Origin of the sequence: Pseudomonas sp. UME65, assembly GCF_014170225.1 — a bacterium.
GTDB classification, from domain to species: domain Bacteria; phylum Pseudomonadota; class Gammaproteobacteria; order Pseudomonadales; family Pseudomonadaceae; genus Aquipseudomonas; species Aquipseudomonas protegens.
Genome location: NZ_LZZQ01000019.1, coordinates 134,394 through 156,404, shown reverse-complemented (window position 1 = coordinate 156,404; position 22,011 = coordinate 134,394). Strand labels below are relative to the sequence as shown.

At 64.4% G+C, this 22,011-nt stretch carries 19 protein-coding genes; 9 read left to right on the top strand and 10 right to left on the bottom strand.

Translation table 11 applies throughout. From position 1 onward, the window contains the following. Window position 1 precedes the first annotated feature (1 nt). Window positions 2–1,042: a DUF6602 domain-containing protein gene (locus A9971_RS32260; RefSeq protein WP_183000475.1), complete on the top strand. Its 1,041-nt coding sequence runs from the start codon at window positions 2–4 to the stop codon at window positions 1,040–1,042. Window positions 1,043–1,078: 36 nt separating this feature from the next. Here the strand turns inward: A9971_RS32260 and A9971_RS32255 are convergent, their stop codons facing one another. Continuing rightward, window positions 1,079–1,453: a hypothetical protein gene (locus A9971_RS32255; protein ID WP_011060789.1), complete on the bottom strand. Its 375-nt coding sequence runs from the start codon at window positions 1,451–1,453 to the stop codon at window positions 1,079–1,081. A 31-nt stretch (window positions 1,454–1,484) separates the two neighbouring features. Next, window positions 1,485–2,114 carry a TetR/AcrR family transcriptional regulator gene (locus tag A9971_RS32250; protein ID WP_015635232.1) on the bottom strand — a complete coding sequence of 210 codons (630 nt, stop codon included), beginning with the start codon at window positions 2,112–2,114 and terminating at the stop codon, window positions 1,485–1,487. 155 nt (window positions 2,115–2,269) lie between these two features. On the opposite strand from A9971_RS32250, the gene A9971_RS32245 reads away from it, so the two are divergent. Next, window positions 2,270–3,784 carry an MFS transporter gene (locus A9971_RS32245; RefSeq protein WP_183000474.1) on the top strand — a complete coding sequence of 505 codons (1,515 nt, stop codon included), beginning with the start codon at window positions 2,270–2,272 and terminating at the stop codon, window positions 3,782–3,784. Between the two features lie 176 nt (window positions 3,785–3,960). Further along, window positions 3,961–4,896 carry a phytanoyl-CoA dioxygenase family protein gene (locus A9971_RS32240; RefSeq protein WP_019094400.1) on the top strand — a complete coding sequence of 312 codons (936 nt, stop codon included), beginning with the start codon at window positions 3,961–3,963 and terminating at the stop codon, window positions 4,894–4,896. 6 nt (window positions 4,897–4,902) lie between these two features. On the opposite strand, the gene A9971_RS32235 is transcribed toward A9971_RS32240, so the two are convergent. Next, complete coding sequence (locus A9971_RS32235; RefSeq protein ID WP_041117577.1) at window positions 4,903–5,796, bottom strand: LysR family transcriptional regulator; 894 nt, start codon at window positions 5,794–5,796, stop codon at window positions 4,903–4,905. A 131-nt stretch (window positions 5,797–5,927) separates the two neighbouring features. On the opposite strand from A9971_RS32235, the gene A9971_RS32230 reads away from it, so the two are divergent. Continuing rightward, window positions 5,928–7,574: a GMC family oxidoreductase gene (locus A9971_RS32230; protein ID WP_019094403.1), complete on the top strand. Its 1,647-nt coding sequence runs from the start codon at window positions 5,928–5,930 to the stop codon at window positions 7,572–7,574. A gap of 304 nt (window positions 7,575–7,878) precedes the next feature. After that, entirely contained in the window at window positions 7,879–9,501 is a 1,623-nt protein-coding gene (locus tag A9971_RS32225) for an MFS transporter (protein WP_011060783.1), read from the top strand. Window positions 9,502–9,634: 133 nt separating this feature from the next. On the opposite strand, the gene A9971_RS32220 is transcribed toward A9971_RS32225, so the two are convergent. Beyond that, a complete protein-coding gene (locus A9971_RS32220; RefSeq protein ID WP_183000473.1) occupies window positions 9,635–10,861 on the bottom strand; it encodes a DUF2599 domain-containing protein in 1,227 nt (408 codons plus the stop codon). Window positions 10,862–11,068: 207 nt separating this feature from the next. Here A9971_RS32220 and A9971_RS32215 point away from each other — a divergent pair, with 207 nt between their 5' ends. Continuing rightward, a complete protein-coding gene (locus A9971_RS32215; RefSeq protein ID WP_183000472.1) occupies window positions 11,069–11,818 on the top strand; it encodes a hypothetical protein in 750 nt (249 codons plus the stop codon). A gap of 322 nt (window positions 11,819–12,140) precedes the next feature. On the opposite strand, the gene A9971_RS32210 is transcribed toward A9971_RS32215, so the two are convergent. Continuing rightward, entirely contained in the window at window positions 12,141–12,776 is a 636-nt protein-coding gene (locus A9971_RS32210) for an SUKH-3 domain-containing protein (RefSeq protein WP_183000471.1), read from the bottom strand. Between the two features lie 116 nt (window positions 12,777–12,892). Then, window positions 12,893–14,338: a serralysin family metalloprotease gene (locus tag A9971_RS32205; RefSeq protein WP_015635227.1), complete on the bottom strand. Its 1,446-nt coding sequence runs from the start codon at window positions 14,336–14,338 to the stop codon at window positions 12,893–12,895. 256 nt (window positions 14,339–14,594) lie between these two features. On the opposite strand from A9971_RS32205, the gene A9971_RS32200 reads away from it, so the two are divergent. Further along, window positions 14,595–14,891 carry a hypothetical protein gene (locus A9971_RS32200; RefSeq protein ID WP_183000470.1) on the top strand — a complete coding sequence of 99 codons (297 nt, stop codon included), beginning with the start codon at window positions 14,595–14,597 and terminating at the stop codon, window positions 14,889–14,891. A 39-nt stretch (window positions 14,892–14,930) separates the two neighbouring features. Then, window positions 14,931–15,260, top strand: coding sequence for a DHCW motif cupin fold protein (locus tag A9971_RS32195; RefSeq protein ID WP_053150870.1), 330 nt, complete (start codon window positions 14,931–14,933; stop codon window positions 15,258–15,260). A 6-nt stretch (window positions 15,261–15,266) separates the two neighbouring features. Here A9971_RS32195 and A9971_RS32190 read toward each other — a convergent pair whose 3' ends face one another. Further along, complete coding sequence (locus tag A9971_RS32190; protein WP_183000469.1) at window positions 15,267–17,627, bottom strand: DNA polymerase II; 2,361 nt, start codon at window positions 17,625–17,627, stop codon at window positions 15,267–15,269. Between the two features lie 568 nt (window positions 17,628–18,195). Between A9971_RS32190 and A9971_RS32185 the strand changes: the two genes are divergently transcribed. Beyond that, complete coding sequence (locus tag A9971_RS32185) at window positions 18,196–18,525, top strand: hypothetical protein (protein WP_041117563.1); 330 nt, start codon at window positions 18,196–18,198, stop codon at window positions 18,523–18,525. A 171-nt stretch (window positions 18,526–18,696) separates the two neighbouring features. Here A9971_RS32185 and A9971_RS32180 read toward each other — a convergent pair whose 3' ends face one another. The 3 genes from A9971_RS32180 to A9971_RS32170 all read right to left on the bottom strand — a co-directional run bounded on the left by A9971_RS32180 (window position 18,697) and on the right by A9971_RS32170 (window position 21,913). Beyond that, window positions 18,697–20,547 carry an amidohydrolase gene (locus A9971_RS32180; protein ID WP_123473205.1) on the bottom strand — a complete coding sequence of 617 codons (1,851 nt, stop codon included), beginning with the start codon at window positions 20,545–20,547 and terminating at the stop codon, window positions 18,697–18,699. A 31-nt stretch (window positions 20,548–20,578) separates the two neighbouring features. Further along, window positions 20,579–21,157: an antibiotic biosynthesis monooxygenase gene (locus A9971_RS32175; RefSeq protein WP_011060774.1), complete on the bottom strand. Its 579-nt coding sequence runs from the start codon at window positions 21,155–21,157 to the stop codon at window positions 20,579–20,581. Between the two features lie 114 nt (window positions 21,158–21,271). Beyond that, on the bottom strand, window positions 21,272–21,913 hold the full coding sequence (locus tag A9971_RS32170) for a hydrolase (protein ID WP_015635223.1): 642 nt from the start codon (window positions 21,911–21,913) through the stop codon (window positions 21,272–21,274). Window positions 21,914–22,011: the final 98 nt, after the last annotated feature.

The following is a 22,011-nucleotide window of genomic DNA, read 5'->3' as shown; positions in this document are numbered from 1 at the left end:
CATGGCAATCATCAGCAAATGGGCGAAATCCATCGCCCGGGTCCTGGAAAGCAGCTTCAGCGTCAGCAGCACCATCGCCAGCCACTCCGGCGTCCTCGGTGACGCCCGGGAGAGTTTCATCCGTGACGTCCTCAAGCGCTTTCTGCCGAGCAACATCAGCATCGGTGCCGGGCAGATCATCGACTCCGAGGGGGGCATCTCCAAGCAGATCGACCTGATCATCTACCGCAACGATTTCCCCACGCTGCGTACCTTCGGCTCGGCGGACGTGTACCTGATCGAAGGGGTGATCGCCACCGTGGAGGTCAAGTCCCAACTCAACGAGAAGAGCCTGTTCGAGGCGCTGGAGAACGGCAAGTCGGTGCGCAACCTCAAGCCCTCGGTGCTGCGCCACTCCCTGGACGAGTACAGCGCCCGCATCTATGGACGCGACTATCAGAACCTGACGGTGTCGCAGATGAATTCGGTCATGGGCCTGGTGCTGCCGCCAGCCTATGTGTACGGGTATCGAGGCTACCCCGGCAGCAGCCTGGAGCCGTTGCGCAACAGCCTGAACGCCTGGCACAACATCCCCGACCGTGCCGGCGAACTGGACGTGACCCTGATGCCCGAGGTCATTGCCACCCAGGGCTGTGTGACCCTGAAGAACCTCAACAACCACCTGGCCCTGCCCCGGCCCGGCGCCGCCGACCTGGAGGCCTGTCGCCAGAGCTACAACACGGCCATGTCCAGCAGCATGAGCAAGCAGGAATTCTTCGGTTGCTTTCGCGAAAGCAACGCTGAGAGCTTCGACTACGGCATCGCCATCAAGGCCTACGAAACGCCGCTGCAATACCTGATTTCCAGCTTGCTGGAGGCGGTGACCTCACGCATCGGCTACCAGCAACTGGGGGGGACGGCGATCCAGTACAACCTGTTGAAATACCACCTGACTGAAGAGATGGAGGGCGGCTGGTCCGGCGCCGCGATCAACCTGACCCGGGTGCGTGATCCCAAGCTGGATCTGGCGGGCAAGTTCGGCTTGTGGAAGGCCGGGGCCTGAAGCGATCGACAGGGCCCGCAAACCGCGACTGGGCGCTCAGCCCGCCGTGGCCTTCGTGGGCAGCGCGATCAAGTGCTCGCTGCAGCCGAAGCCACCCACTGCGTCGTCGTACCAGAACACTTCCACCACCGCGATGCAGCCGTCATAGGACTGCCCTACCAGCGTGCCGTCGGCCTTGAACACCCGCAGGTAGCCGCCAACGCTGTAGCGCGAGCTGTCGCCATCGCCGGGCATGGTCATGGTGGGAATCCAGGTGCGCCAGCTGAACAAGCGGTACTTCTGGTAGTAGAAGGCCTGGTCGGCGCTGTAGTCGCGGCCCTGATACGGCGTGCCGTAGTAGAACGAGCCATAGGCCTGGTACGCCAGGTACAGCGCCAGCGCGGCGCCGAGAATGAGGTTGATCTTTTTCATTGCAGGGTCGTTCCTTTTACCCGTGGAAACATCAAGAAGGAGGCAGGCCCAGCATGCGCAGGCACGCCTGGACAATGGCCTCGGCCAGGGCCCGGCCATCGTCCTCGCCGGCGGCGATCACATCGTCGGTGGCGCCATGCACCCCGGCGTAGATCAGCGAAGCGATCACCCCTGGCTGGGCCAGGGACCAGCAGCCGGCGCGCTGGCCGCCTTCGAGAAGGCCCAGCAACTGCTCGAGGATCGCGTTCTTTTCCGGGTTGCCGCGGTCGTGATGATGGTGGTTGGGGTAGACGATGTCGTGCAGGCGGTAGGTGTCGAGGTAGGCCTGCACGCTGGTGCGGATCCAGCTGCTGAGCTGCGCCACCCAGTCGTCCTCGGGGCAGGCCGCCACCGCCTGCTCCAGGCGCTGCAGGTAGTGCTGGGTATAGCGTTGCCCCAGGGCCACCAGCATGTCGTTCTTGGATTGGAAGTAGTGATAGAAGGTGCCCTTGGCCACCTCGGCGCGCTCGACGATCTCGCTGATGGTGGTGGCTTCCACGCCCTGGCTGAGGAACAGGTCTTGGGCGGCGGCCATCAGCTCTTCCAGGCGTACTTCGGCCGGTTTGGTGCGCGGCCGCGGCTGGGCAGCGCGCTTGGCAACCGGGGAGGTTTTGACACTCATGAACGAATCCGGGCTGTTCGACAAAGGTCGCCATTCTAGGGGATTTGTGGGGGAAAAGAGAGTTGAGAATCTTTTTCATTCTCCATTGACCGACGGTCAGTCGAAATACTATGCTCGCCCTGCAAGCCCATTCCAGACCTTGCGGGAGATACATCATGCAGCGCTATCGTCGCCCGGCCCTGGTCGCCGCCGCCTACCTCGGGACCTTCCTGGCGTCCCTCGACATCAGCATCGTCAACGTCGCCCTGCCAACCTTGCAGCAGGCCCTGGCCACCGACCTGGGCGGTCTGCAATGGGTGGTCAATGCCTACGCCATCTGCCTCTCGGCGTTCATGCTCTCGGCAGGCCCCCTGGGGGATCGCTTTGGTCACAAACGCTGCTGGCTGATCGGTGTGCTGCTGTTCTGCCTCGGCTCGGCGCTGTGCGCGCTGGCCCAGGAGCTTTCGCTGCTGCTGGCCGGGCGCGCAGTGCAGGGGCTGGCCGGGGCCCTGCTGATTCCCGGAGCGATGCCGATCCTCAGCCACGCCTTTCCCGAGCCTCGGCAACGGGCCCACGTGATCGGCGGCTGGTCGGCCTTCAGCGCCCTGGCCCTGATCCTCGGCCCGCTGCTGGGTGGCCTGTTGCTGGAGCACCTGGGCTGGCAGAGCATTTTCCTGATCAACCTGCCCATCGGCCTGCTGGCCCTGGCCCTGGGCGGCTGGGGCATCAGCGAGCGCAAGTACCCCCAGCACGCCGCGCTCGACCCCCTGGGCCAGATCCTCAGCGTGCTCTGCCTGGGGGCCCTGACCTACGGCCTGATCGTCGCTGGCGAGGACGGTTTCGGCAGCCGCGAGGCGCTCACCTCATTGCTGCTGGCGACGCTGGCGCTGCTGGCCCTGATCCAGGTCGAGCGTCGAGTGCAGCGGCCCCTGGTGCCCGTCGCCCTGTTTCGCCAGCGGCCCTTTGCGGTGGCCAACCTGGCCTCGTTCATCCTCGGGTTTTCCTGCTACAGCAGCCTGTTCTTCTTCTCGATCTTCCTGCAGCAGATCCAGGGCTGGTCCGCCGCCGACACCGGCCTGCGCATGCTTCCGCAGTTCGTGGTCACAGGCGTTGTATCGATGCTCTTTGGCCGCTTGCACCGGCGCATCCCCCTGCCCTGGCTGATGGTTGGCGGCTATGGCCTGGTAGGCCTGGCCATGAGCGCCATGGCCGGCTTCGATGCCCACACGTCCTACTGGCGGGTGGGTTCGCTGTTCGGTCTGCTGGGGCTGGGCATGGGCCTGGCGGTGCCGGCCACCGGGCTGGTGGTGATGGCCTGCGCACCGGCAGAGCGCGCCGGCATCGCCTCGGCCAGCATGAACGCCCTGCGCCAGACCGGCATGAGCGTCGGCATCGCCCTGCTCGGCAGCCTGATGAGCACCCGGGCAGTGCAAGTGCTCAGCGAATCCGGCGCCACGGCCGGGTTCGACGGCGCCGCCGAACTGGCCCGGCAAGCGGTGACCGAACACCGCCTGCCGCTGCACGACCCGCTGTTCGCCGACCTCTATGGCGCCGCCATGACCAGCGGATTTGGCCTGGCCATGGCCCTGGCCGGTTGCGCCAGCCTGCTGGCCATGGGGCTGTTGCTGGGAACTCGCCAGCAAGCGGTCCGCGAGCCTGCCGGCAGCCCCGGCACCAGGCCGGCTCGTTGACAAGCGCCGTGGTGGCACCGACCTTCCAGGCCCGGGACCGCTACATCCGGCCTGACGACTAAGGCGCCGTCCTCCACGATGTCGCAAAGGCGTTGCTCAAGGTCGAATCCAGCCTGCCGCCCCAGCGCGCACTGTCCATACTCAAGGGCCTTGTCCCCTGGTAATGGAATACCCCCGTGAACCTGCCACCGGTCCTGCCTGACACCGCCCCTGCCCTGGTCAACCCGCTACGCCTGGATCAGGACGATCTACGGCATTTCAAGGAGCGTGGCTTCATCAAGCTGCGGGGGTTGTTGACGCCTGCGGCCATCCTGCAACTGCGGGAGCTGGCCAACAGCCAACTGCGCCCGACCTCCTCGGGCACCTCGGCCCATGGCGACGGTTTCAGTCGCCTGACCCACCGGGTGACCCAGGTCGGCATCCTCGAACGCCTCTACCGGCAACCGGCCTTCGCCCAGGTGCTGACCCGCCTCAGCGGCTGCCGCCTGATCATGAGCGAGGCCCAGAGTTTCGAGCTGGGGGTGGGACGCTCGGGCTTTGCCTGGCACTACGACTCGCTGAACTTTCGCTACATCCGCCCCCAGGACCCGGCCTTCAGCCTGTGGATGCCGTTGCAGCCGATACGCCCCGAAGTGCAAGGTGGCGGCATGGCCTGGGTGCCCCTGTCGCAATTCTCGGCCCAGGAGAATTTTCAGTTCTCGCGCCTGCTGGCAGGCAAACTGGCACGGGGCGAGTCGGTGGCCGAATTTTCCGCGCACCTGCACCAGACCTACTGCACACCCGGGATGCTCACCGACAGCTTCGAAGCACAGCGCATCGAAGACTCATTCGAACCCGGCGACGCCCTGCTGTTCAGCAAGTACCTGTGGCACCGCTCCAGCCCCTTGCTGGCCGGCGACCTGGAACGCCGCCAGGCTGTGACCCTGCGCCTGCTGGACTGGCGCGCATGCCTTGATCCACTGATGCAGGAAGGCGAAACCCGCAGCGCCGGTGGCCTCGGCATGGGCCTGGACGGTGGCCCGCTGAACCCAGTGTCCTACGGCTCGCGCTTCGTCGATATCACGCCCGGGGCACCGATCCGCAGCTCGGTCCATTGCGGGCCGATCCTCTGATCCAGGCTAGATCTCAGGCCCCAGCAGCACCTGCTGCTGCGCCGCACACTGCTCCACCAGGTAATCCCAGACCACCCGCAGCCGCACCGATTTGTGCAGCTCGCGGCGGGTGCTGATCCAGTAGGCGCGCTGGATGCTTTCCGTCGGCAGCAGCGGCACCAGTTGCGGGTCGGCGGCGGCCATGTAGCACGGCAGCACGGCGATCCCCAGGCCGGAACGGGCCGCTTCCTGCTGGGCAATGACACTGGTGCTGTGGAACACCACCTGGGGGTTGCGGCAGAAGCTGTTGAGGAACATCAGCTCCTGGCTGAACAAGAGATCATCGACGTAGCCGATCCAGGCATGCCGGCCCAGGTCCTCGCGGCTGCGCAAGGGCGGCGCGCGGTCCAGGTAGGCCTGGCTGGCGTACAGCGCCAGGCGGTAGTCGGTGAGCTTGCGGGTCACCAGCATGTCGGCGCTGGGTCGCTCCAGGTGGATGCTGATCTCCGCCTCACGGTTGAGAATGCTGACAAAGCGCGGCACCGCCACCAGTTCCACTTCCAGCCCCGGATACCGCTCGAACAGCCCAACCATGCGGCTGGCGAGAAACTTCACCCCCAGGCCCTCGGTGACCCCGACACGGATCTTGCCCAAAGGCGCGCTGGACTGGGTGATCTCTTCCTGCACCAGCAAGGCGACGTTTTCCATGGCCTCGGCGTGCTTGAGCAGCGCTTCGCCGGCCGGGGTCAGTTCGTAGCCCTGGGCGTGCTGGACGAACAGTGCGGTGCCCAGGGCCTTCTCCACCGCCTCGATGTGCCGGGCCACCGTGGCGTGGGTGGTGTTCAGCCGTCGCGCGGCGGTCAGCAGGCGGCCGCTGCGTTGCAGCTCAAGAAAGAAGCGCAGGTCATTCCAGTCGAACATGGGGTTTCCTTGCCGGAGTCGAAGGCCAACGCTGTTAGAAAACGCACAGCGGGTGGGTAAAAACTAACATTCTTTTAACGAAAGCTAACAACTAGGATGGCTCCCAATAAGAACGAAAAACGAGGTTAAGGATGCTCCCTGCCTTTGACGCCTACGACTACATCGTGGTCGGCGCCGGCCCCGCCGGCTGTCTTCTGGCCAATCGCCTGTCGGCCAACCCCCAGCACCGTGTGCTGCTGCTGGAAGCCGGTGGCCGCGACAACTATCCCTGGATCCACATCCCCGTGGGCTACCTGTTCTGCATCGGCAACCCGCGCACCGACTGGTGCTTCAAGACCGAGGCCGAGCCCGGCCTGCAGGGCCGCAGCCTGAGCTACCCACGGGGCAAGGTGCTGGGAGGCTGCTCGTCGATCAACGGCATGATCTACATGCGTGGGCAGGCTGCCGACTACGACAGCTGGGCCGCTGAAGGCAACCCGGGCTGGGGCTGGGACCAGGTGCTGCCGCTGTTCAAGAAAAGCGAGAACCACTTTGCCGGCGGCAGCGAACTGCACGGCGCCGCCGGTGAATGGCGGGTCGAGCGCCAGCGCCTGTCGTGGCCGATCCTCGATGCCTTTCGCAGCGCTGCCGAGCAGAGCGGCATTCGCAACATCGACGACTTCAACGGCGGCGACAACGAAGGGTGCGGCTACTTCCAGGTCAACCAGAAGGCCGGGGTGCGCTGGAACGCCGCCAAGGCCTTTCTCAAACCCATCGCCCAGCGCCCGAACCTGGTGGTGCTGACCGGCATCGAGGTGCAGCGGCTGCTCCTCGAGGACGGCCGCGCCACAGCGGTGCGGGCCAGTTGCCAGGGGCGCCTGGAGAACTTCAAGGCGCGCCGCGAGATCATCCTCTGCGCCGGCTCCGTCGGCTCGCCGAGCATCCTGCAGCGCTCGGGGATCGGCCCGGCGCCGCTCCTGCAACGCTTGGGGATCGGCGTCAGCCATGCACTGCCCGGGGTGGGCGGCAACCTGCAGGACCACCTGCAACTGCGCCTGATCTACAAGCTGGAGAACGCCCGCACCTTGAACCAGATCGCGGGCAGCCTGTGGGGCAAGATGGGCATGGGCCTGCGCTACCTGTATGACCGCAGCGGCCCGCTGTCCATGGCCCCCAGCCAGCTTGGCGCCTTTGCCCGCTCGGGCCCGGAACAGACCCGGGCCAACCTGGAGTACCACGTGCAGCCGCTGTCCCTGGAGCGTTTCGGCGAACCGCTGCACGCCTTCCCGGCCTTTACCGCCTCGGTCTGCGACCTGCGCCCGCAGAGCCGTGGCCGGGTCGAGATCCGTTCCGTGGAGGCCGGCGATGCGCCGCTGATCCAGCCCAACTACCTGAGCCACCCCGAAGACCTGCGGGTCGCCGCCGACGCCATCCGCCTGACCCGACGCATCGTCAGCGCCCCGGCCCTGCAACCCTTCAAGCCCAGCGAATACCTGCCCGGCCCCGAGCTGCAAAGCACCGAGCAACTGCACGAGGCCGCGGCCCGCATCGGCACCACCATCTTCCATCCGGTGGGCACCTGCCGCATGGGCAGCGATGCCCAGGCGGTGGTGGACGCACAACTGCGGGTGCACGGCATTGCGGGGCTGCGCATCGCCGATGCCTCGATCATGCCGCGCATCACCTCGGGCAATACCTGCTCACCGACCTTGATGATCGCTGAAAAGGCCGCTGAACTGATCCTTGCCAGCGTCCCCAGGAGCACCGTCCAGCACAAGGAACCCGCCACCCCGGCATGAGCGCAGGAGCCGGCTTGCCGGCGAAGTAACCCCCAAGGCCGGCGCCCGGCTTACGGGCCTCTTCGCTGGCAAGCCAGCTCCTACGGGACAGCAGGAACAGATGCACCTGATGTAGGAGCCGGCTTGCCGGCGAAGGCGCCTCCAAGGCCGGCACCTGGCTCACGGGCCTCTTCGTTGGCAAGCCAGCTCCTACGGATGAGGGAAACGAGGGTTCATCGTGCGGTCGCGGTGAATCTGCAACAGCGGCGCCGGAAACGGCGTCGGCAGTGGAACAACAACAATAATCACTGTAAGGAAGCCCCCTATGTCAGAACACGCACAGCCCCTGAACGCGCCCCTGCAGGACTCCACTGCCAAGGGCAGCCAGAAGGTCATCTTCGCGTCGTCCCTCGGCACGGTGTTCGAGTGGTACGACTTTTTCCTCTACGGCGCCCTGGCGGCGGTGATCAGCAAGCAGTTCTTCGCCGGGGTCAACGACACCACGGCCTTCATCTTCGCCCTGATGGCCTTTGCCGCCGGCTTCGTGGTGCGCCCCTTCGGCGCCCTGGTGTTCGGCCGCCTGGGGGACATGATCGGGCGCAAGTACACCTTCCTTGCCACCATCATCCTCATGGGCGTTGCGACCTTCGCCGTGGGCCTGTTGCCCAACTACGCCAGCATCGGCATCGCCGCGCCGATCATCCTGGTGGCCCTGCGCATGCTCCAGGGCCTGGCCCTGGGCGGCGAGTACGGCGGCGCCGCCACCTACGTGGCCGAGCACGCGCCCCAGGGCAAGCGCGGCCTGCACACCAGCTGGATCCAGTCCACCGCGACCCTGGGCCTGCTGCTGTCGCTGCTGGTGGTGCTGGCCTGCCGTTACTTCACCGGCGACCAGTTCGAGGTCTGGGGCTGGCGCCTGCCGTTCCTGCTGTCCATCGTGCTGCTGGGCATCTCCACCTGGATCCGCATGAGCCTGCACGAGTCGCCGGCCTTCCTGAAAATGAAAGAGGAAGGCCGCGCCAGCAAGGCGCCGATCCGCGAATCCTTCGGCAAGTGGGAAAACCTCAAGGTGGTGCTGATCGCCCTGTTCAGCATCAATGCCGGGCAGGCGGTGACCTTCTATGCCGCGCAGTTCTACGTTTTGTTCTTTCTCACCCAGTTTCTCAAGATGGACCCGGCCCTGGCCAACAGCCTGCTGATCATCAGCGTGGTGATCGGCGCGCCGATGTTCATCTTCTTTGGCTGGCTCTCGGACAAGATCGGCCGCAAGCCGGTGCTGATGCTCGGCCTGCTGCTGGCCACGCTGCTGTACTTCCCGATCTTCAAGGCCCTGGCCCACTACGCCAACCCGGCCATCGACCAGGCCAGCCGCCAGGCGCCCATCAGCGTCACCGCCGACCCGGCCACCTGCACCTTCCAGTTCGACCCGGTGGGCAAGGCGCGCTTCGACAGCCCCTGCGACAAGGTCAAGACCTTCCTGGTGAAGCAGGGCCTGCCCTACAGCAGCATCGCCGCCCCCGCCGGCAGCCCGGTGCAGGTCAGCGTCGGTGATGTGAAGATCAACGGCTTCGACGAGGCCGCCCTGCGCGGCGCAGTGACCCTGGCCGGTTATCCGCAGCAGGCCGACAGCCAGAACGTCAACAAGACCATGGTGGTGGTGCTGATCGTCGCGCTGATCCTGATTGCCGCCATGTGCTACGGCCCGCTGGCGGCGCTGATGGTGGAGCTGTTCCCGACCCGTATCCGCTACACCTCCATGTCCCTGCCCTACCACATCGGCAACGGCTGGTTCGGCGGTTTCCTGCCGACCGTGTCCTTTGCCCTGGTGGTCTACACCGGCGATATCTTCTATGGCCTGTGGTACCCGGTGCTGATTACCGGGGTCAGCCTGGTGGTGGGGTTGTTGTGCCTGCGGGAAACCCGGGACGTCGACATCAACCACAACTGAGCAGCGTGCTCGGGCTTGCCGACGGGGGCGGTCTTGCGGGCCTCTTCGCTGGCAAGCCAGCTCCTACGGTGGCCGGTGATAGTGCGGGGAGCCCGTAGGAGCCGGCTTGCCGGCGAAGGCGGCCTGGCGGACCTCAGGTGTTGTTGCAGCCCTTGGCGATGGAGTCTTCGTTGGAGGTGTAAGGCCGTGAAGGCTCCAGGTTCCACTCCGGCTTGTTGCGCGCAATATTGAAGTGGCAGACCAGTTGCCGGCGCATGCTGCCCACGCTGCTGTCGCGGTTGTCCGGGTTGTTCTTCCACTGGGCGGCCAGGTAGTGGTCGCTGGCCAGTTCGTTGAAGAAGTTGTTGGTCTGGTTGTCCTTGACGTTGCGCCCGCAATCGGTGGGCGTGACTTCCAGGGTCATGACTTTCTTGCCGAAGCCCGGGTCATCACGTTCGATCCATACCGCACTCTGCACATAGCGATCGCAGCTGTTCTTCTCGGTGATCGGGTAGATCACCTGCTTCTTGTTGTCGTAGACGAAACTCGCGTCCTGCGCCGGCGTCTGCGGCAGCTTCATGTTGATCACCGGCAGGTACTGCTGCACGGCCTTGTACCACTGGATCTGGTTCAGCCGTGCACCTTCCAGGCCGCCATCCTCGGTGTAGAACAGGGCCAGGATCGAGGGCGATTGCGGCGGTTTCTCCTCCCACTTGGCCAGGCGCAGCTCATTCTGAGTGCCGAAGGATTCTGCGGCGATCTGCGCCATGGAGCGGATGCTCTGGTAGAACGCCGGGCCGGCGGCGCTGTTGCGTTCGTCACGTACATCGAAGGAACACTGGCGCGAGTGGTCGCCACGGTTCTGTCGGTAGTTGGCGCCCCATTGCTCGGCGGTGGTCACACCGATCTCGTGGCAGTACTTCTCGACATTGCCCGGGGTGCGCCGCGAGTCGGTGCAGCCCTGCTGCCCGCGGTCGTCGGTGGCGGCGTCGATGGGGAAGGAACAGAGCACCGCATAGTCCTGGTGATCCTTGGGGTTGCCGAAGATGGTGTCGAAGATGAAGCCGCTCTGCAGTCCGTAGGCCAGCTTGCGGAACTTCGAATCCTTGCGCAGGTAGGACGCCGATACGCCGCCGCTGGCCTGGCTTTTCGGGCTGATGCTGTAGAACTGGTAGTCGGTGGACGGCCAGGTGGCGCGAAACAGCACCCCGGAACACAGGAATGCCGGTTTCGACGGGCCGCCGCAATCCTGGCGGGTGTCGTTGTACAACTGGTTGAGGCGGGCCACCGTGTCGCTGCCCTGGTCGGCCTGCACCGTGGGCAACAGGCACAGGCCGGCGAGGCCGATGGCAACGGCAATGGGGGTTCTGCGTGCTTTCATGGGGTGACTTCCGTGTGGTGTGTAAACCCTGGCCAGCCAAGTCGTGGTCCGGCAATAAGCAGAAGATAGAAGTGCTGGTTGGCCCTGATGGACTTTTCCCGGCCTGTGTCCCCGATCCCCACCACCGGCAGCAGGCGCACGGCGATGGCTTGAATAAAACGCCGCATTGCGCCACTGTCTCGGCACTTTTTCCGGCGGAGACCGAACATGCTGTTGATCTTGCCCGCAGTGGTGGCCCTGGCCCTGATCCTGGTGTTCTGGCGCCGTCAGAAAGCCCTCACGGCCTTGCGTCGGGAAGCCCACATCCGCAACTTCACCCTGCCGCCGCGCTTGTTCGAGCCCCTGCGCACCCAGCACCCGCACCTGAACCTCAAGGACTGCCAGCTGGTGGCCCAGGGCTTGCGCCAGTTCTTTCTCGCCTACCTCAAGAGCGGCCAGCGCTACGTGTCGATGCCGTCCCAGGTGGTGGACGACCTGTGGCACGAATTCATCTTGCATACCCGGGACTACCAGCAGTTCTGCAACCAGGCCTTCGGCCAGTTCCTCCACCACACCCCAGCGGCGGTGCTCGGCCAGAACGCCGCGCAACAAAGCGACAACGGCCTGCGCCGGGTCTGGCGCCAGGCCTGCCTGGAAGAAAACATCAACCCGGCCCAGCCCAGCCGCCTGCCACTGCTGTTTGCCCTGGACGCCAAGCTGAAGATTGCCGGGGGCTTTCACTACGTCGCCGACTGCCAGTCCCTGCGCCGCCTGACCGACAACGGCGGCAGCGCCAACTTGGTGCACTGCGGCAGCGAGCTGCACAGCAGCTCCCTGGACAGCGACTCTTCCGGCAGCAGCAGCGACAGCGACAGCTCGCGTTTCGGCGGTGATGGCGACAGTGGCGGCAGCGATGGCGGTGGAGGCGACAGCGGCGGTTGCGGTGGGGGCGGTTGTGGCGGCGGGGGTGGCGATTGATCGCCTAGGGCCGCGCCACCGACAGCCCTCAGAATGGATTGCAGCCTGCGGCCTTCGCGGCTTCAGGCGATACCGTCGGACGGAACGGTCCAGGCTCCACAGGGTCTTGCCGCGGACCTTCGGCGTGACGCTGAGGGTCCATTCGTTGTTCTTCGTACCCGGGTCGAAACGCGCGGCCCAGGTGGCCTAGGCAATGTACTGGAGCGGTGATTTGCCAGGCGCAGGCGCAGTGCCTGTCGTACCCGCGAAGTCCACCGCCTGATCTGCCACTACGTAGCGAAAACGCTGTTGCGGCGGCTGGGCGCGATGCCCAGCACCCACATCAGAGCGCGCGGGCGTGGAAAAAGCTGGGCGTTAGAACAAGTGGATCGCCAGCTCGAAAACGCTCTCCCCACACCATGACGTCCTCCTGCGATGGCAACAGCATGGGGCGTGATCGATACCCTTTGAGAAGGGCCTCGATGCCTCGGGCAAAATCATGCCCAACAAAAAGCATCATGGACGCGACCAATCCGTTCGAGAACAAACGGCCTTGGCTGTCCAGCCAGAGCTGTGCATGACCATGATGTACATCACCCAAGCAAACAAAGTCGGTGCGCAGCGCTTCTTGCCAGCCATCTACTTGTTCATCGGGGCACGCCGGACAGCCAAACTCGATGTCACTAGAGGCACACTCCTCCCCCGTGCCGATATGCCCTACGGTCAATTCGCCAAATGCTTGCAGGATGCGAAATGCCGGATGTGCGCGGGGTACGTGACTATCAACCACAACGGCCCTGCCAGGGACCCATCCGGCAGCTCTGAAAAACGGTTCTATGTTCGGAGTCAGGAGATTCATGCGGCGAAGATAATCAAAGTGCAGGAAAAACGCAAAAGCCCTGGATACGGCCCCTGCCGGAACGCTATCCGTTGCTCTGCGCAACAGCTCGACATCCACGGCTATCGACGGCAACGCCATGGCCAGCCCATCCCTGTCTCGGTCAAACCTGCCCGGGACCGGGGAGAACAAGGGGGGATAGGGGAAGAGTAATGTGGAAGCGGCGCATCGCGCGCCGCTCCACTGTTTCCGATCGATCAGGCGATGATGTCGGTGACCGCCGCCTGGCCCACGGTACCCACGGCGAAGTCCACCGCGCCATGACCGGTCAGGTCGATCATCAGGCTGGTCTGGTTGGTTTCGGCGTAGTAGGTGAGGATCGCGTCGCCGGCATGCCCGGTGAAGCCGCTGACGAAGTTCAGGGTGGCACCACCGGAGGCGAATTGCGGGATCCCGGTGAGGTCGATCTTGTCCTCGCCACTGACGAAATCCATGATCCAGTCCGGGGCGTCGAAGGTCGAATCCGCGGCCGCGCCGTAGACGAAGGTATCAGCCCCTGCCCCACCCCACAGGGTGTCGCCACCGCCACCGCCATAGATGATGTCGTTGCCGGCACCGCCTTCGAGGATGTTCGCCGCGGCGTTGCCGATCAGCAGGTCATTGCCCGAGCCGCCGATGGCGTTTTCCACCGTCACGCCATGGGCGATGGACACGTTGCCCACCAGGCCGCCGACATCGGAGAAGCCCCCTTCATTGAGATTGATCTTCTGGTTCTGGGTGAAACCCGAGAAATCCAGGGTATCGTTGCCGCCGCCGTCCCAGACCGCGAACACCAGCTTGTCCGAAGCGCTGTGGGCGCTGTAGAAGTCCCGACCGGTGTTGGAGTTGAAGCCGTAGACAGTGTCGTCGGCACGGGTTTCCAGGTTGGCGCCATAGAGCTTCTGCACCGCAACGATATCGTCCAGCAACGGCGCCGAGGCGTAGGCACCGCCGCCGTCCTTGCTGAAGTCCTGCCCGGTGTTGCTCTCACTCCAGTAGCTCATCAGGCTGTAGCCGCGGGTGTCCTGGGCGTAGGTCACATCGTTGTAGGTCGGACTGCCGCTGCCGGCGTTGTACACGCCCGGGTGGGACAGGCCCAGGCTGTGGCCAATTTCGTGGGTCAGGGTCTGGCGGCCGTAGTTGCCGTTGCCCGGGGTTTCGTTGACCCGGTACTGGTCGTTGATCAGGTACCAGGACTGGCCGTCGTAGCTGCTGCCGGACGGCAGGTAGGCAAAGGCCGCGCCGCCGGTGCTGACGTTGTAGTTGCCGAAGCTCATGTGGCCGTCGCCACCCTTGGCCGCTTCAGTGAAGGTCACGTTGGCCACGTCCGCCCAGGATTGCAGAGCCAGCAGCGCCTGGGCTTTTTGCAGTGCGCTGAACTCGCTGAAGCTGCCCAGGGCCGGGTTGTAGTTGGCCGGTTTTTCGGTGAGGAAGCTGTAGCTCAGGTCGATCTTGCCGTCGCCGTTCTGGTCGTGCCAGGACAGGCCTTTGCGCAGGATCGAATCCGCCGCCTGGTCGGCGGTGAAGGATGGCTTGCCGTTCACCAGCTCGCTGCCGCCACGGTCATACAGGTGGCTGAAGGCCAGAACTTGCTGGTAGGCATGGCTGGCCTGAGCGGCCGAATCGATGCCGTTGCCGACTGCTTCCGAGAGTGCTTTTGACATTGCTACGTCCTTGTTCCAGACAAAAAATCCGATAGGACAGCTGCGACCCCGCCTGCGAGATCGTCCTATCACTCGCCCATTGAGGCGCTGGAAACCTGACATATCCGTCAGCCGTGAGTCCACGGTTTTTTTTGTCCTACAAAGCCCCCGGAACGCTCTGGCACGGGGTAAATTTTCCACTCGCACGAGGGGGCGCCAAGGGATAGGCTAGACACCGCACCGGGGCCCCGCGGCCCTCTTTGGATAGGAGTCTGTGATGCGCAAAATCCTGTTTCTGGGCACCTTGCTGATCCTTGCCGGCTCGGCCCACGCCGAAGGCATTCCACTGTTCAACGTCTCCTGCCCGGGCAATCTGGCAGTCAGCGCCGACCAGGGCGGCCCGGTTTACATCAACGGCAAAGCAGTCAAGAACAGTGCCGTGGATGACCGGCATTTCCAGGTCAAGACGGCGGAAATCACCCTGTCCATCAGCGTCGAGGACGATGAATCGGTGACCGTCAAGTACACCGACAAGCATGGCGCCAGTGGTCTCTGCGAAGCCGTGGACGACTGAGCCCTCTCCCCTTTTGCCTCACAACCTCAAGAGCCGTGCATGCACATCAGCGCAATTCCCTTCGCCACCACCGACTGGTCGAGCATCGAACCCACCGAGCATCGCGGCGAAACCGGCAGCGCCTTCTGGCGCACCCGGCAGTTCGGTGAAATTCGCGTGCGCATGGTGGAATACAGCCCCGGCTACCTGGCCGACCACTGGTGCTCCAAGGGCCACATCCTGTTGTGCCTGGAAGGCGAGCTGCACACCGAACTGGAGGACGGCCGGCGGTTCGTCCTGACCCCGGGCATGAGCTACCAGGTGGCGGACAACGCCGAGCCGCACCGCTCCTTCACCGCCGTGGGGGCCAAGCTGTTCGTGGTGGATTGAAGCGCTTCAGAACAGGCCCATCTGCCCACCCACCAGGGTACTGAAATCGTCCTGCACGAACGGCAGGATGGCGTCCGCCACCGGTTGCAACTGGCGGGTCAGGTAGTGCTCGTAGTCGATGGCCGCGCGGCGGTTTTCCAGGGGCTCGGGGCCGGCCAGGGTGATGACGTAGCTGATCCAGCCGCCGTTCTGGTACTGCAGCGGGCGGCCCTGCTCGCGGTTGTATTCGTCCGCCAGGCGCGCCGCGCGGACATGGGGCGGCACGTTGCGCTCGTAGTCGTCCAGGGGCCGGCGCAGGCGCTTGCGGTAGATCAACAGGTCATCCAGTTGCCCTGCCAGGGTGCGTTGCACGTAGTCGCGCACATAGTCCTGGTAGGGCTGGCGGTGGAAGATGCGCTGGTACAGCTCCTGCTGGAATTCCCGGGCCAGGGGCGACCAGTCGGTGCGCACCGTCTCCAGGCCCTTGTAGACCATCTCCTGGCTGCCATCGGCGCGCTGCACCAGGCCGGCGTAGCGCTTCTTGCTGCCCTCCTCGGCGCCACGGATGGTGGGCATCAGAAAGCGTTTGTAGTGGGTTTCGAACTGCAACTCCAGGGCGCTTTCCAGGCCGTATTGCTGCTGCAGGTGATCACGCCACCACTGGTTGACGTGGGCCACCAGGGCACGGCCGATCAGGCCTGCCTGTTCCTCGTCATGCAGGCCGCCGAGCCAGACGAAGGTGGAATCGGTGTCGCCGTAGATCACCTGATGCCCCTGGGCCTCGATCAGTTGCCGGGTGCGGGCCATGATCTCGTGGCCACGCAGGGTGATGGAGGACGCCAGGCGCGGGTCGAAGAAGCGACAACCGCTGGAACCCAGCACGCCGTAGAAGGCGTTCATGATGATCTTCAACGCCTGGGACAGCGGCGCATTGTGCTCGCGCTTGGCCACTTCGCGGCCCTCGGCGACCCGGGTCACGATCGATGGCAGGCAATGCCGGGTGCGGGAGAAACGCGCGCCGCGAAAGCCCGCTACCGAATGCTGCTCGTCCGGTTGGCGCAGGCCTTCCACCAGCCCCACAGGGTCGATCAGGAAACTGCGGATGATCGACGGGTACAGGCTCTTGTAGTCCAGCACCAGCACCGACTCGTAGAGCCCGGGCCGCGAATCCATGACGAAACCGCCGGGGCTGGCCTGGGGCGGCAGCTCGCCCAGGTTGGGGGCGACAAAGCCCTGGCGATGCATCAGCGGCATGTACAGGTGGGTAAAGGCCGCCACCGAACCGCCGCTGCGGTCGGCGGGCAGGCCGGTGACCGTGGCCCGTTCCAGAAGAAAGGTCAGCAACTCGGTCTTGGCGAAGATCCGCGTCACCAGTTCGCAGTCCTTGAGGTTGTAGCGGGCCAGGGCCGGCTTGTCCTCGGCGAACATGCGGTTGATCTCGTCCATGCGCTGGTAGGGGTTGTCGATCGACTTGCCCTCCCCCAGCAGGGTCTGGGCGACGTTTTCCAGGCTGAAGGAAGGGAAGCTCCAGGTCGCCGAACGCAACGCCTCGATGCCGTCGATGATCAAGCGGCCGGCGGCCGAGGCGAAATAGTGGGTACGGCTGCCGTGCTCGCGCCACTGCATTTCCTCGCCACCACGCCCCAGGCGCAGCGGCACCGCCAGGCGCCGGGCATGTTCGTGGAGTACGCGCAGGTCGAACTGCACCAGGTTCCAGCCGATGATCGCGTCGGGGTCATGCTCGGCCAGCCACTGGTTGAGCCTCTCCAGCAACTGCTCGCGGCTGGCGCAGAACTCCAGGTCGAAATCCACCGCACTGTCGTCGTCCCGGGCCTTGCCGAGCATGTACACCTGGCGCTGGCCGCAACCTTCCAGGGCAATGGAATACAACTCGCCGCGCTCGCTGGTCTCGATGTCCAGGGACACCAGCTTGAGGCTCGGCCGGTAGTTTGGCGCCGGCTTCATCTGCGCCTCCAGCAACAAGCCATCGGGGCCGGGCTGGCCGCCGAAGGACACCGGCGCGGTGATGAAGCGCTCCATCAGGTAGCGCTCGGGCGGCCGCACATCGGCTTCGAACACCTCGACCCCGGCGCGCCGCAGGGTCTTCTCCAGGCGCATCAGCTGATTGTGCTGCGGGCAGTACAGGCCCAGCACCGGGCGCTGGTGGAAGTCACGCAACTGCAATGGGCGCAGTTGCACATCCGGGTCGTCGCTCAGCAAGCGCTCGGCCTGGGCCCGCTGCGCCGCCGGGACGAAGGCCACGGAGGTCTGCAACGGCAGGCGGATCTGGCGCGGCCCCCGGTCGGTGGCCAGCCAGAAATCGACTTGCGTGCCCGCCGGCGTATCGCGCCAGTGCCGAGTCAGGACGAAGCCTTGTTGTACATCCACCGCTGCAACCTCAGAACATTTCAAGGCGCCGATTCTACCTGCCCAGCCCTGCGTTGGGGGGGCCGGATGATGGCTTTTCGGCTTTTGTCAGACAATATGTAGTGCCTGAAAATTTTCACTACAAAACCGTTGACGAGAGGATTTCGGCCTTGCATGATGCAGACGTCTCCCCGATCGGGGGACGAGGCAAAGGTGTTATGAGCAAGCTCGTCTGACCGCCGAGCTGTGACCCGGATGTGTACTGCCCACAAGGCAGATTGATGAAACTGACCTGGCATTGACCGTCCAGTACCACGACGGGAAGCCGGCGAAAACTCTTCAAGATGCTTGTGGCCGATGGTGGGAATGTCGGCAGCTTCATCCAGGTTTACGCTGCTTCTCTTCGTTGTGACGCTATTGCGTAGCAGTTAATCAAGGCAACTACACGCATCAGGCTCTGGGCCTTATCTGTATCCGACAGACACCCTCTGTCGCCCTGTTTCCGGTATCAGGGTTCAACTTACCGACGTAGCAAGATGAATTAGCGAATCAACTTAGATAGATCGATAAATGGTCAAGGGGGCTACAAATGAATCTTAATAACCAACCCACTATTGATGAATTGGCACGTATGTTCGCCGCACAGAAAGACAGCCACGACAGCCACATCCTGTGGATCGCCAAGTCGGGCCAAGTGCATATCGACTGCCTGTCGCCCCATAGCCATGAAGCAGAGTTCGACCAGAACAACCGGGAGCTGGCAGCCCGCCTGAAGATGTACCGCCGCGGCCAGGGCTACGTCGGCAAGAAAGCCGCCGCCGACAAGGACTTCATCGGCCGGGTCCTGGAGACCCTGAAAGCCGAATGGCAATCGCTGCGGGATAAATCGGAAGTTCGGGTTATTGATCGGTTCTGCTAAGTAACACGATCAATTCGTTAATCACCAACTAGTTGTTTAAACAATTGAATGGGCGCTCTTCATGAGCGCCCATTTTTATTGAAGCCAATTTCAAACCCGTAGGAGCCGGCTTGCCGGCGAAAGCGGTGCTAGCCTTGAAACCGCCTTCGCTGACAAGCCAGCTCTTACAGCTCAGAACGCAAAACACGAACACCCAAACGCCCCCCAGAACCCCTGGAAGTCACTCACCGGCACATTGGACATGCGCGCTTTCTGGTGCCCGTGGGCATGCACTGCGCACGGGCCGCTGCACTGGTGCACCCGGTTCTGCAACGGTGCGTTGGGCTTCCAATGCCCAGGCACCTTGGCCACCGGCGACCAGTCCGGGGTCACCGGCAGGCTCGGTGGGGCCAGTTTTTCGAAGTCACCGGCGGCATGCACCACCTTGCCATCCACCACGGTGAGCAGGGATTCGATCCACTTGATCGCCTCTTCCTCGACGCTGAAGTAGTCCGCCGACAGGGCCACCAGGTCCGCCAGTTGCCCGACCTTGATCTGGCCTTTCTTGCCCTGTTCCGAGGAGAACCAGGCGCTGCCGTGGGTGTAGAGCTCCAGCGCGGTATCGCGGCTCAAGCCCTGGGGGTACAGCTCCAGCCCGCCGACAGTCCGGCCACTGACCATCCAGTACAGCGAGGTCCAGGGGTTGTAGCTGGAGACTCGGGTGGCGTCGGTGCCGGCGCCCACCGGGACGCCTTCGGCGAGCATGCGCTGGATCGGCGGGGTCATTTCGGCGGCCTTGGCGCCGTAGCGCTCGACGAAGTACTCGCCCTGGAAGGCCATGCGGTCCTGGATCGCGATGCCGCCGCCCAGGGCCCTCACCCGTTCGATGTTCTTCGGGCTGATGGTTTCCGCATGATCGAAGAACCACGGCAGGCCGTTGAAAGGAATGTCGCGGTCGACCTTTTCGAACACATCGAGCATCCGCGAGATGGATTCATCGTAGGTGGCGTGCAGGCGGAACGGCCAGCGCTGCTCCACCAGGTGGCGCACCACCGGTTCCAGCTCCTGCTCCATGCCCTGCGGCAAATCGGGACGCGGTTCGAGGAAGTCCTCGAAATCCGCAGCGGAAAACACCAGCATCTCCCCTGCCCCGTTGTGCCGCAGGAAGTCGTCGCCCTGGCCGTAGGTGACGCTGGAGGTCCAGTGCTTGAAGTCCGCCAGTTCTTCCTTGGGTTTCTGGGTGAACAGGTTGTAGGCGATGCGCACAGTCAGTTGCTGTTGGGCCGCCAGTTCGTTGATCACCTGGTAGTCGTCGGGGTAGTTCTGGAAGCCGCCACCGGCATCGATGGCGCTGGTGACCCCCAGGCGGTTGAGCTCGCGCATGAACTGGCGGGTGGAGTTGACCTGGTACTCCAACGGCAGCTTGGGGCCCTTGGCCAGGGTCGCATACAGAATCATCGCGTTGGGCCGGGCGATCAGCATGCCGGTGGGGTTGCCGTTGCCATCGCGGACGATCTCGCCCCCCGGCGGGTTCGGCGTGTTGCGGTCGTAGCCCACCACCCGCAGCGCGGCGCGGTTGAGCAAGGCGCGGTCATACAGGTGCAGGACGAACACCGGGGTATCCGGCGCCGCCTGGTTCAGTTCTTCCAGGGTCGGCATGCGTTTCTCGGCAAACTGGAATTCGTTCCAGCCGCCCACCACCCGTACCCACTGCGGCGCCGGGGTGCGCAGGGCCTGTTCCTTGAGCAGGCGCAGGGCATCGGCCAGGGACGGTACGCCTTCCCAGCGCAGTTCCAGGTTGTAGTTCAGGCCGCCGCGGATCAGGTGCAGGTGCGAGTCATTGAGCCCGGGGATCACCGTGCGCCCCATGAGGTCGATGACCTGGGTGCCGGCGCCGCGCAGGGCCATGGCCTGGGCATCATTGCCCACGGCGATGAAGCGCCCGTCCTTGATTGCCACCGCGCTGGCCCGGGGTTTGGCCCGGTCCACGGTGTGCAGGCGGCCGTTGAACAGAATCAGGTCGGCAATTGCATCGGGTTTCATGGCATTGCTCCAAACGAAGGTCGGGAAGGAATCAGGCCGCACTGCGTGGCTGCAGCCAGCGGCTGAACAGGCGCGTGACCCGGGGCATGAAGACGTAGACCACCAGCAGCACGATGCTCAGGGTGATCAGCACCGTGGCCGGCACATAGCCGCCAAGCCAGGGCAGTTGGGCGAACAGCGGCTTCCACAATTGCGGCACCAGGAAGCTCAGCGGCAGGATCACCAGGAAGGTCACACACGCCTGTTTCCAGCGCGGTGGCGGGGTCGGTGCGCCGCCGTCCTGAGGGGTAAACCAGAATTCGCGATCGGCGTTGATTTCGGTCTGGTCACCGTCGGCCAGCAGGTGCTGGGCCTGTTGCACCAGCTCGCGGCGGTCGGCGGAATCCAGCCAGTGCTGCAACTGTTCGGTGCTGGCAAAGCGCAGCACGCTGGTGAACAACCCGAGGCCGCCGCTGTGGCCACGCACCACGTCGATGCCCAGGTGCCCCGGATAGCTGCGAGCCTTGGCGATGATCTGCCGCAGCCAGGTTTCATAGGCCTGATCCTGGCCCTGCTTGATCCGGTGACGGACCAGCAGGGTCACGACACCGTCGGTGAGTTCGATGTTCATCAGAAGGCTCCAGGGTCTGCGAGGAGATGCATTTGCGCATCACAGTTAAGGCCCGTAAGCGCTGGCTTGCCAGCGAAGCGGTCGGTGCGATCGCATTCGCCGGCCAGGCGGCGCCTACAGCTGACGTTGCGGGGCCTTGTGCACCATGCTGTAGGCGTAGTCCACGCCCATGCCGTAGGCACCACTGTGTTCCAGTACCAGGCCCATGACCGCGTCGTAGCTGTCCTTGTGCGCCCAGTCGCGCTGGTACTCCAGCAGCACCTGCTGCCAGGTCACCGGTACCGCGCCGGCCTGGATCATCCGCTGCACGGCCATGTCGTGGGCCTCCTGGCTGGTGCCGCCAGAAGCGTCGGTGACGATGTACACCTCGTAACCTTCGGCCATGGCCTCCAGCGCCGGGAAGGTCAGGCAGACCTCGGTCCACAGCGCCGCCATCACCAGTTTCTTGCGCCCGGTGGCCTTCACCGCGTCCACCAGCTTGCGGTCTTCCCAGGAGTTCATCGACGTGCGCTCGATGGGCTGCTGGCCGGGAAACACCGCCAGCAGTTCCGGCCAGATGTAGCCGCTGAAGCTTTCGGTCTCCACCGAGGTGAGGATGCTCGGCACGTTGAAGATCCTGGCCGCCTTGGCCAGGGCCACGGTGTTGTTCTTCAGGGTCTGGCGATCGATCGATTGCACGCCGAAGGCCATCTGCGGCTGGTGGTCGATGAGGATCAGGGCGGAGTTGGTCGGGTTGAGCAATTCACGAATGGACATGGCGCGTTCCTTTTGCAGTCAGAGAGTGAGGGTCGAACATGACCGGCTGATGGCGCTGCTTGCGCCCCGTGGCGTCCGGCTTGGTGGCTAATCTAGGG

Excerpts from the sequence above, each read along its gene's own strand:
- A9971_RS32255 (WP_011060789.1), bottom strand. The coding sequence starts at position 1,453 with ATGAAAAAGATCAACCTCATTCTCGGCGCCGCGCTGGCGCTGTACCTG.
- A9971_RS32260 (WP_183000475.1), top strand. The coding sequence starts at position 2 with ATGGCAATCATCAGCAAATGGGCGAAATCCATCGCCCGGGTCCTGGAA.
- A9971_RS32215 (WP_183000472.1), top strand. The coding sequence starts at position 11,069 with ATGCTGTTGATCTTGCCCGCAGTGGTGGCCCTGGCCCTGATCCTGGTG.
- A9971_RS32235 (WP_041117577.1), bottom strand. The coding sequence starts at position 5,796 with ATGTTCGACTGGAATGACCTGCGCTTCTTTCTTGAGCTGCAACGCAGC.
- A9971_RS32195 (WP_053150870.1), top strand. The coding sequence starts at position 14,931 with ATGCACATCAGCGCAATTCCCTTCGCCACCACCGACTGGTCGAGCATC.
- A9971_RS32250 (WP_015635232.1), bottom strand. The coding sequence starts at position 2,114 with ATGAGTGTCAAAACCTCCCCGGTTGCCAAGCGCGCTGCCCAGCCGCGG.
- A9971_RS32200 (WP_183000470.1), top strand. The coding sequence starts at position 14,595 with ATGCGCAAAATCCTGTTTCTGGGCACCTTGCTGATCCTTGCCGGCTCG.
- A9971_RS32245 (WP_183000474.1), top strand. The coding sequence starts at position 2,270 with ATGCAGCGCTATCGTCGCCCGGCCCTGGTCGCCGCCGCCTACCTCGGG.
- A9971_RS32220 (WP_183000473.1), bottom strand. The coding sequence starts at position 10,861 with ATGAAAGCACGCAGAACCCCCATTGCCGTTGCCATCGGCCTCGCCGGC.
- A9971_RS32185 (WP_041117563.1), top strand. The coding sequence starts at position 18,196 with ATGAATCTTAATAACCAACCCACTATTGATGAATTGGCACGTATGTTC.
- A9971_RS32205 (WP_015635227.1), bottom strand. The coding sequence starts at position 14,338 with ATGTCAAAAGCACTCTCGGAAGCAGTCGGCAACGGCATCGATTCGGCC.
- A9971_RS32180 (WP_123473205.1), bottom strand. The coding sequence starts at position 20,547 with ATGAAACCCGATGCAATTGCCGACCTGATTCTGTTCAACGGCCGCCTG.
- A9971_RS32175 (WP_011060774.1), bottom strand. The coding sequence starts at position 21,157 with ATGAACATCGAACTCACCGACGGTGTCGTGACCCTGCTGGTCCGTCAC.
- A9971_RS32230 (WP_019094403.1), top strand. The coding sequence starts at position 5,928 with ATGCTCCCTGCCTTTGACGCCTACGACTACATCGTGGTCGGCGCCGGC.
- A9971_RS32210 (WP_183000471.1), bottom strand. The coding sequence starts at position 12,776 with ATGGCGTTGCCGTCGATAGCCGTGGATGTCGAGCTGTTGCGCAGAGCA.
- A9971_RS32170 (WP_015635223.1), bottom strand. The coding sequence starts at position 21,913 with ATGTCCATTCGTGAATTGCTCAACCCGACCAACTCCGCCCTGATCCTC.
- A9971_RS32225 (WP_011060783.1), top strand. The coding sequence starts at position 7,879 with ATGTCAGAACACGCACAGCCCCTGAACGCGCCCCTGCAGGACTCCACT.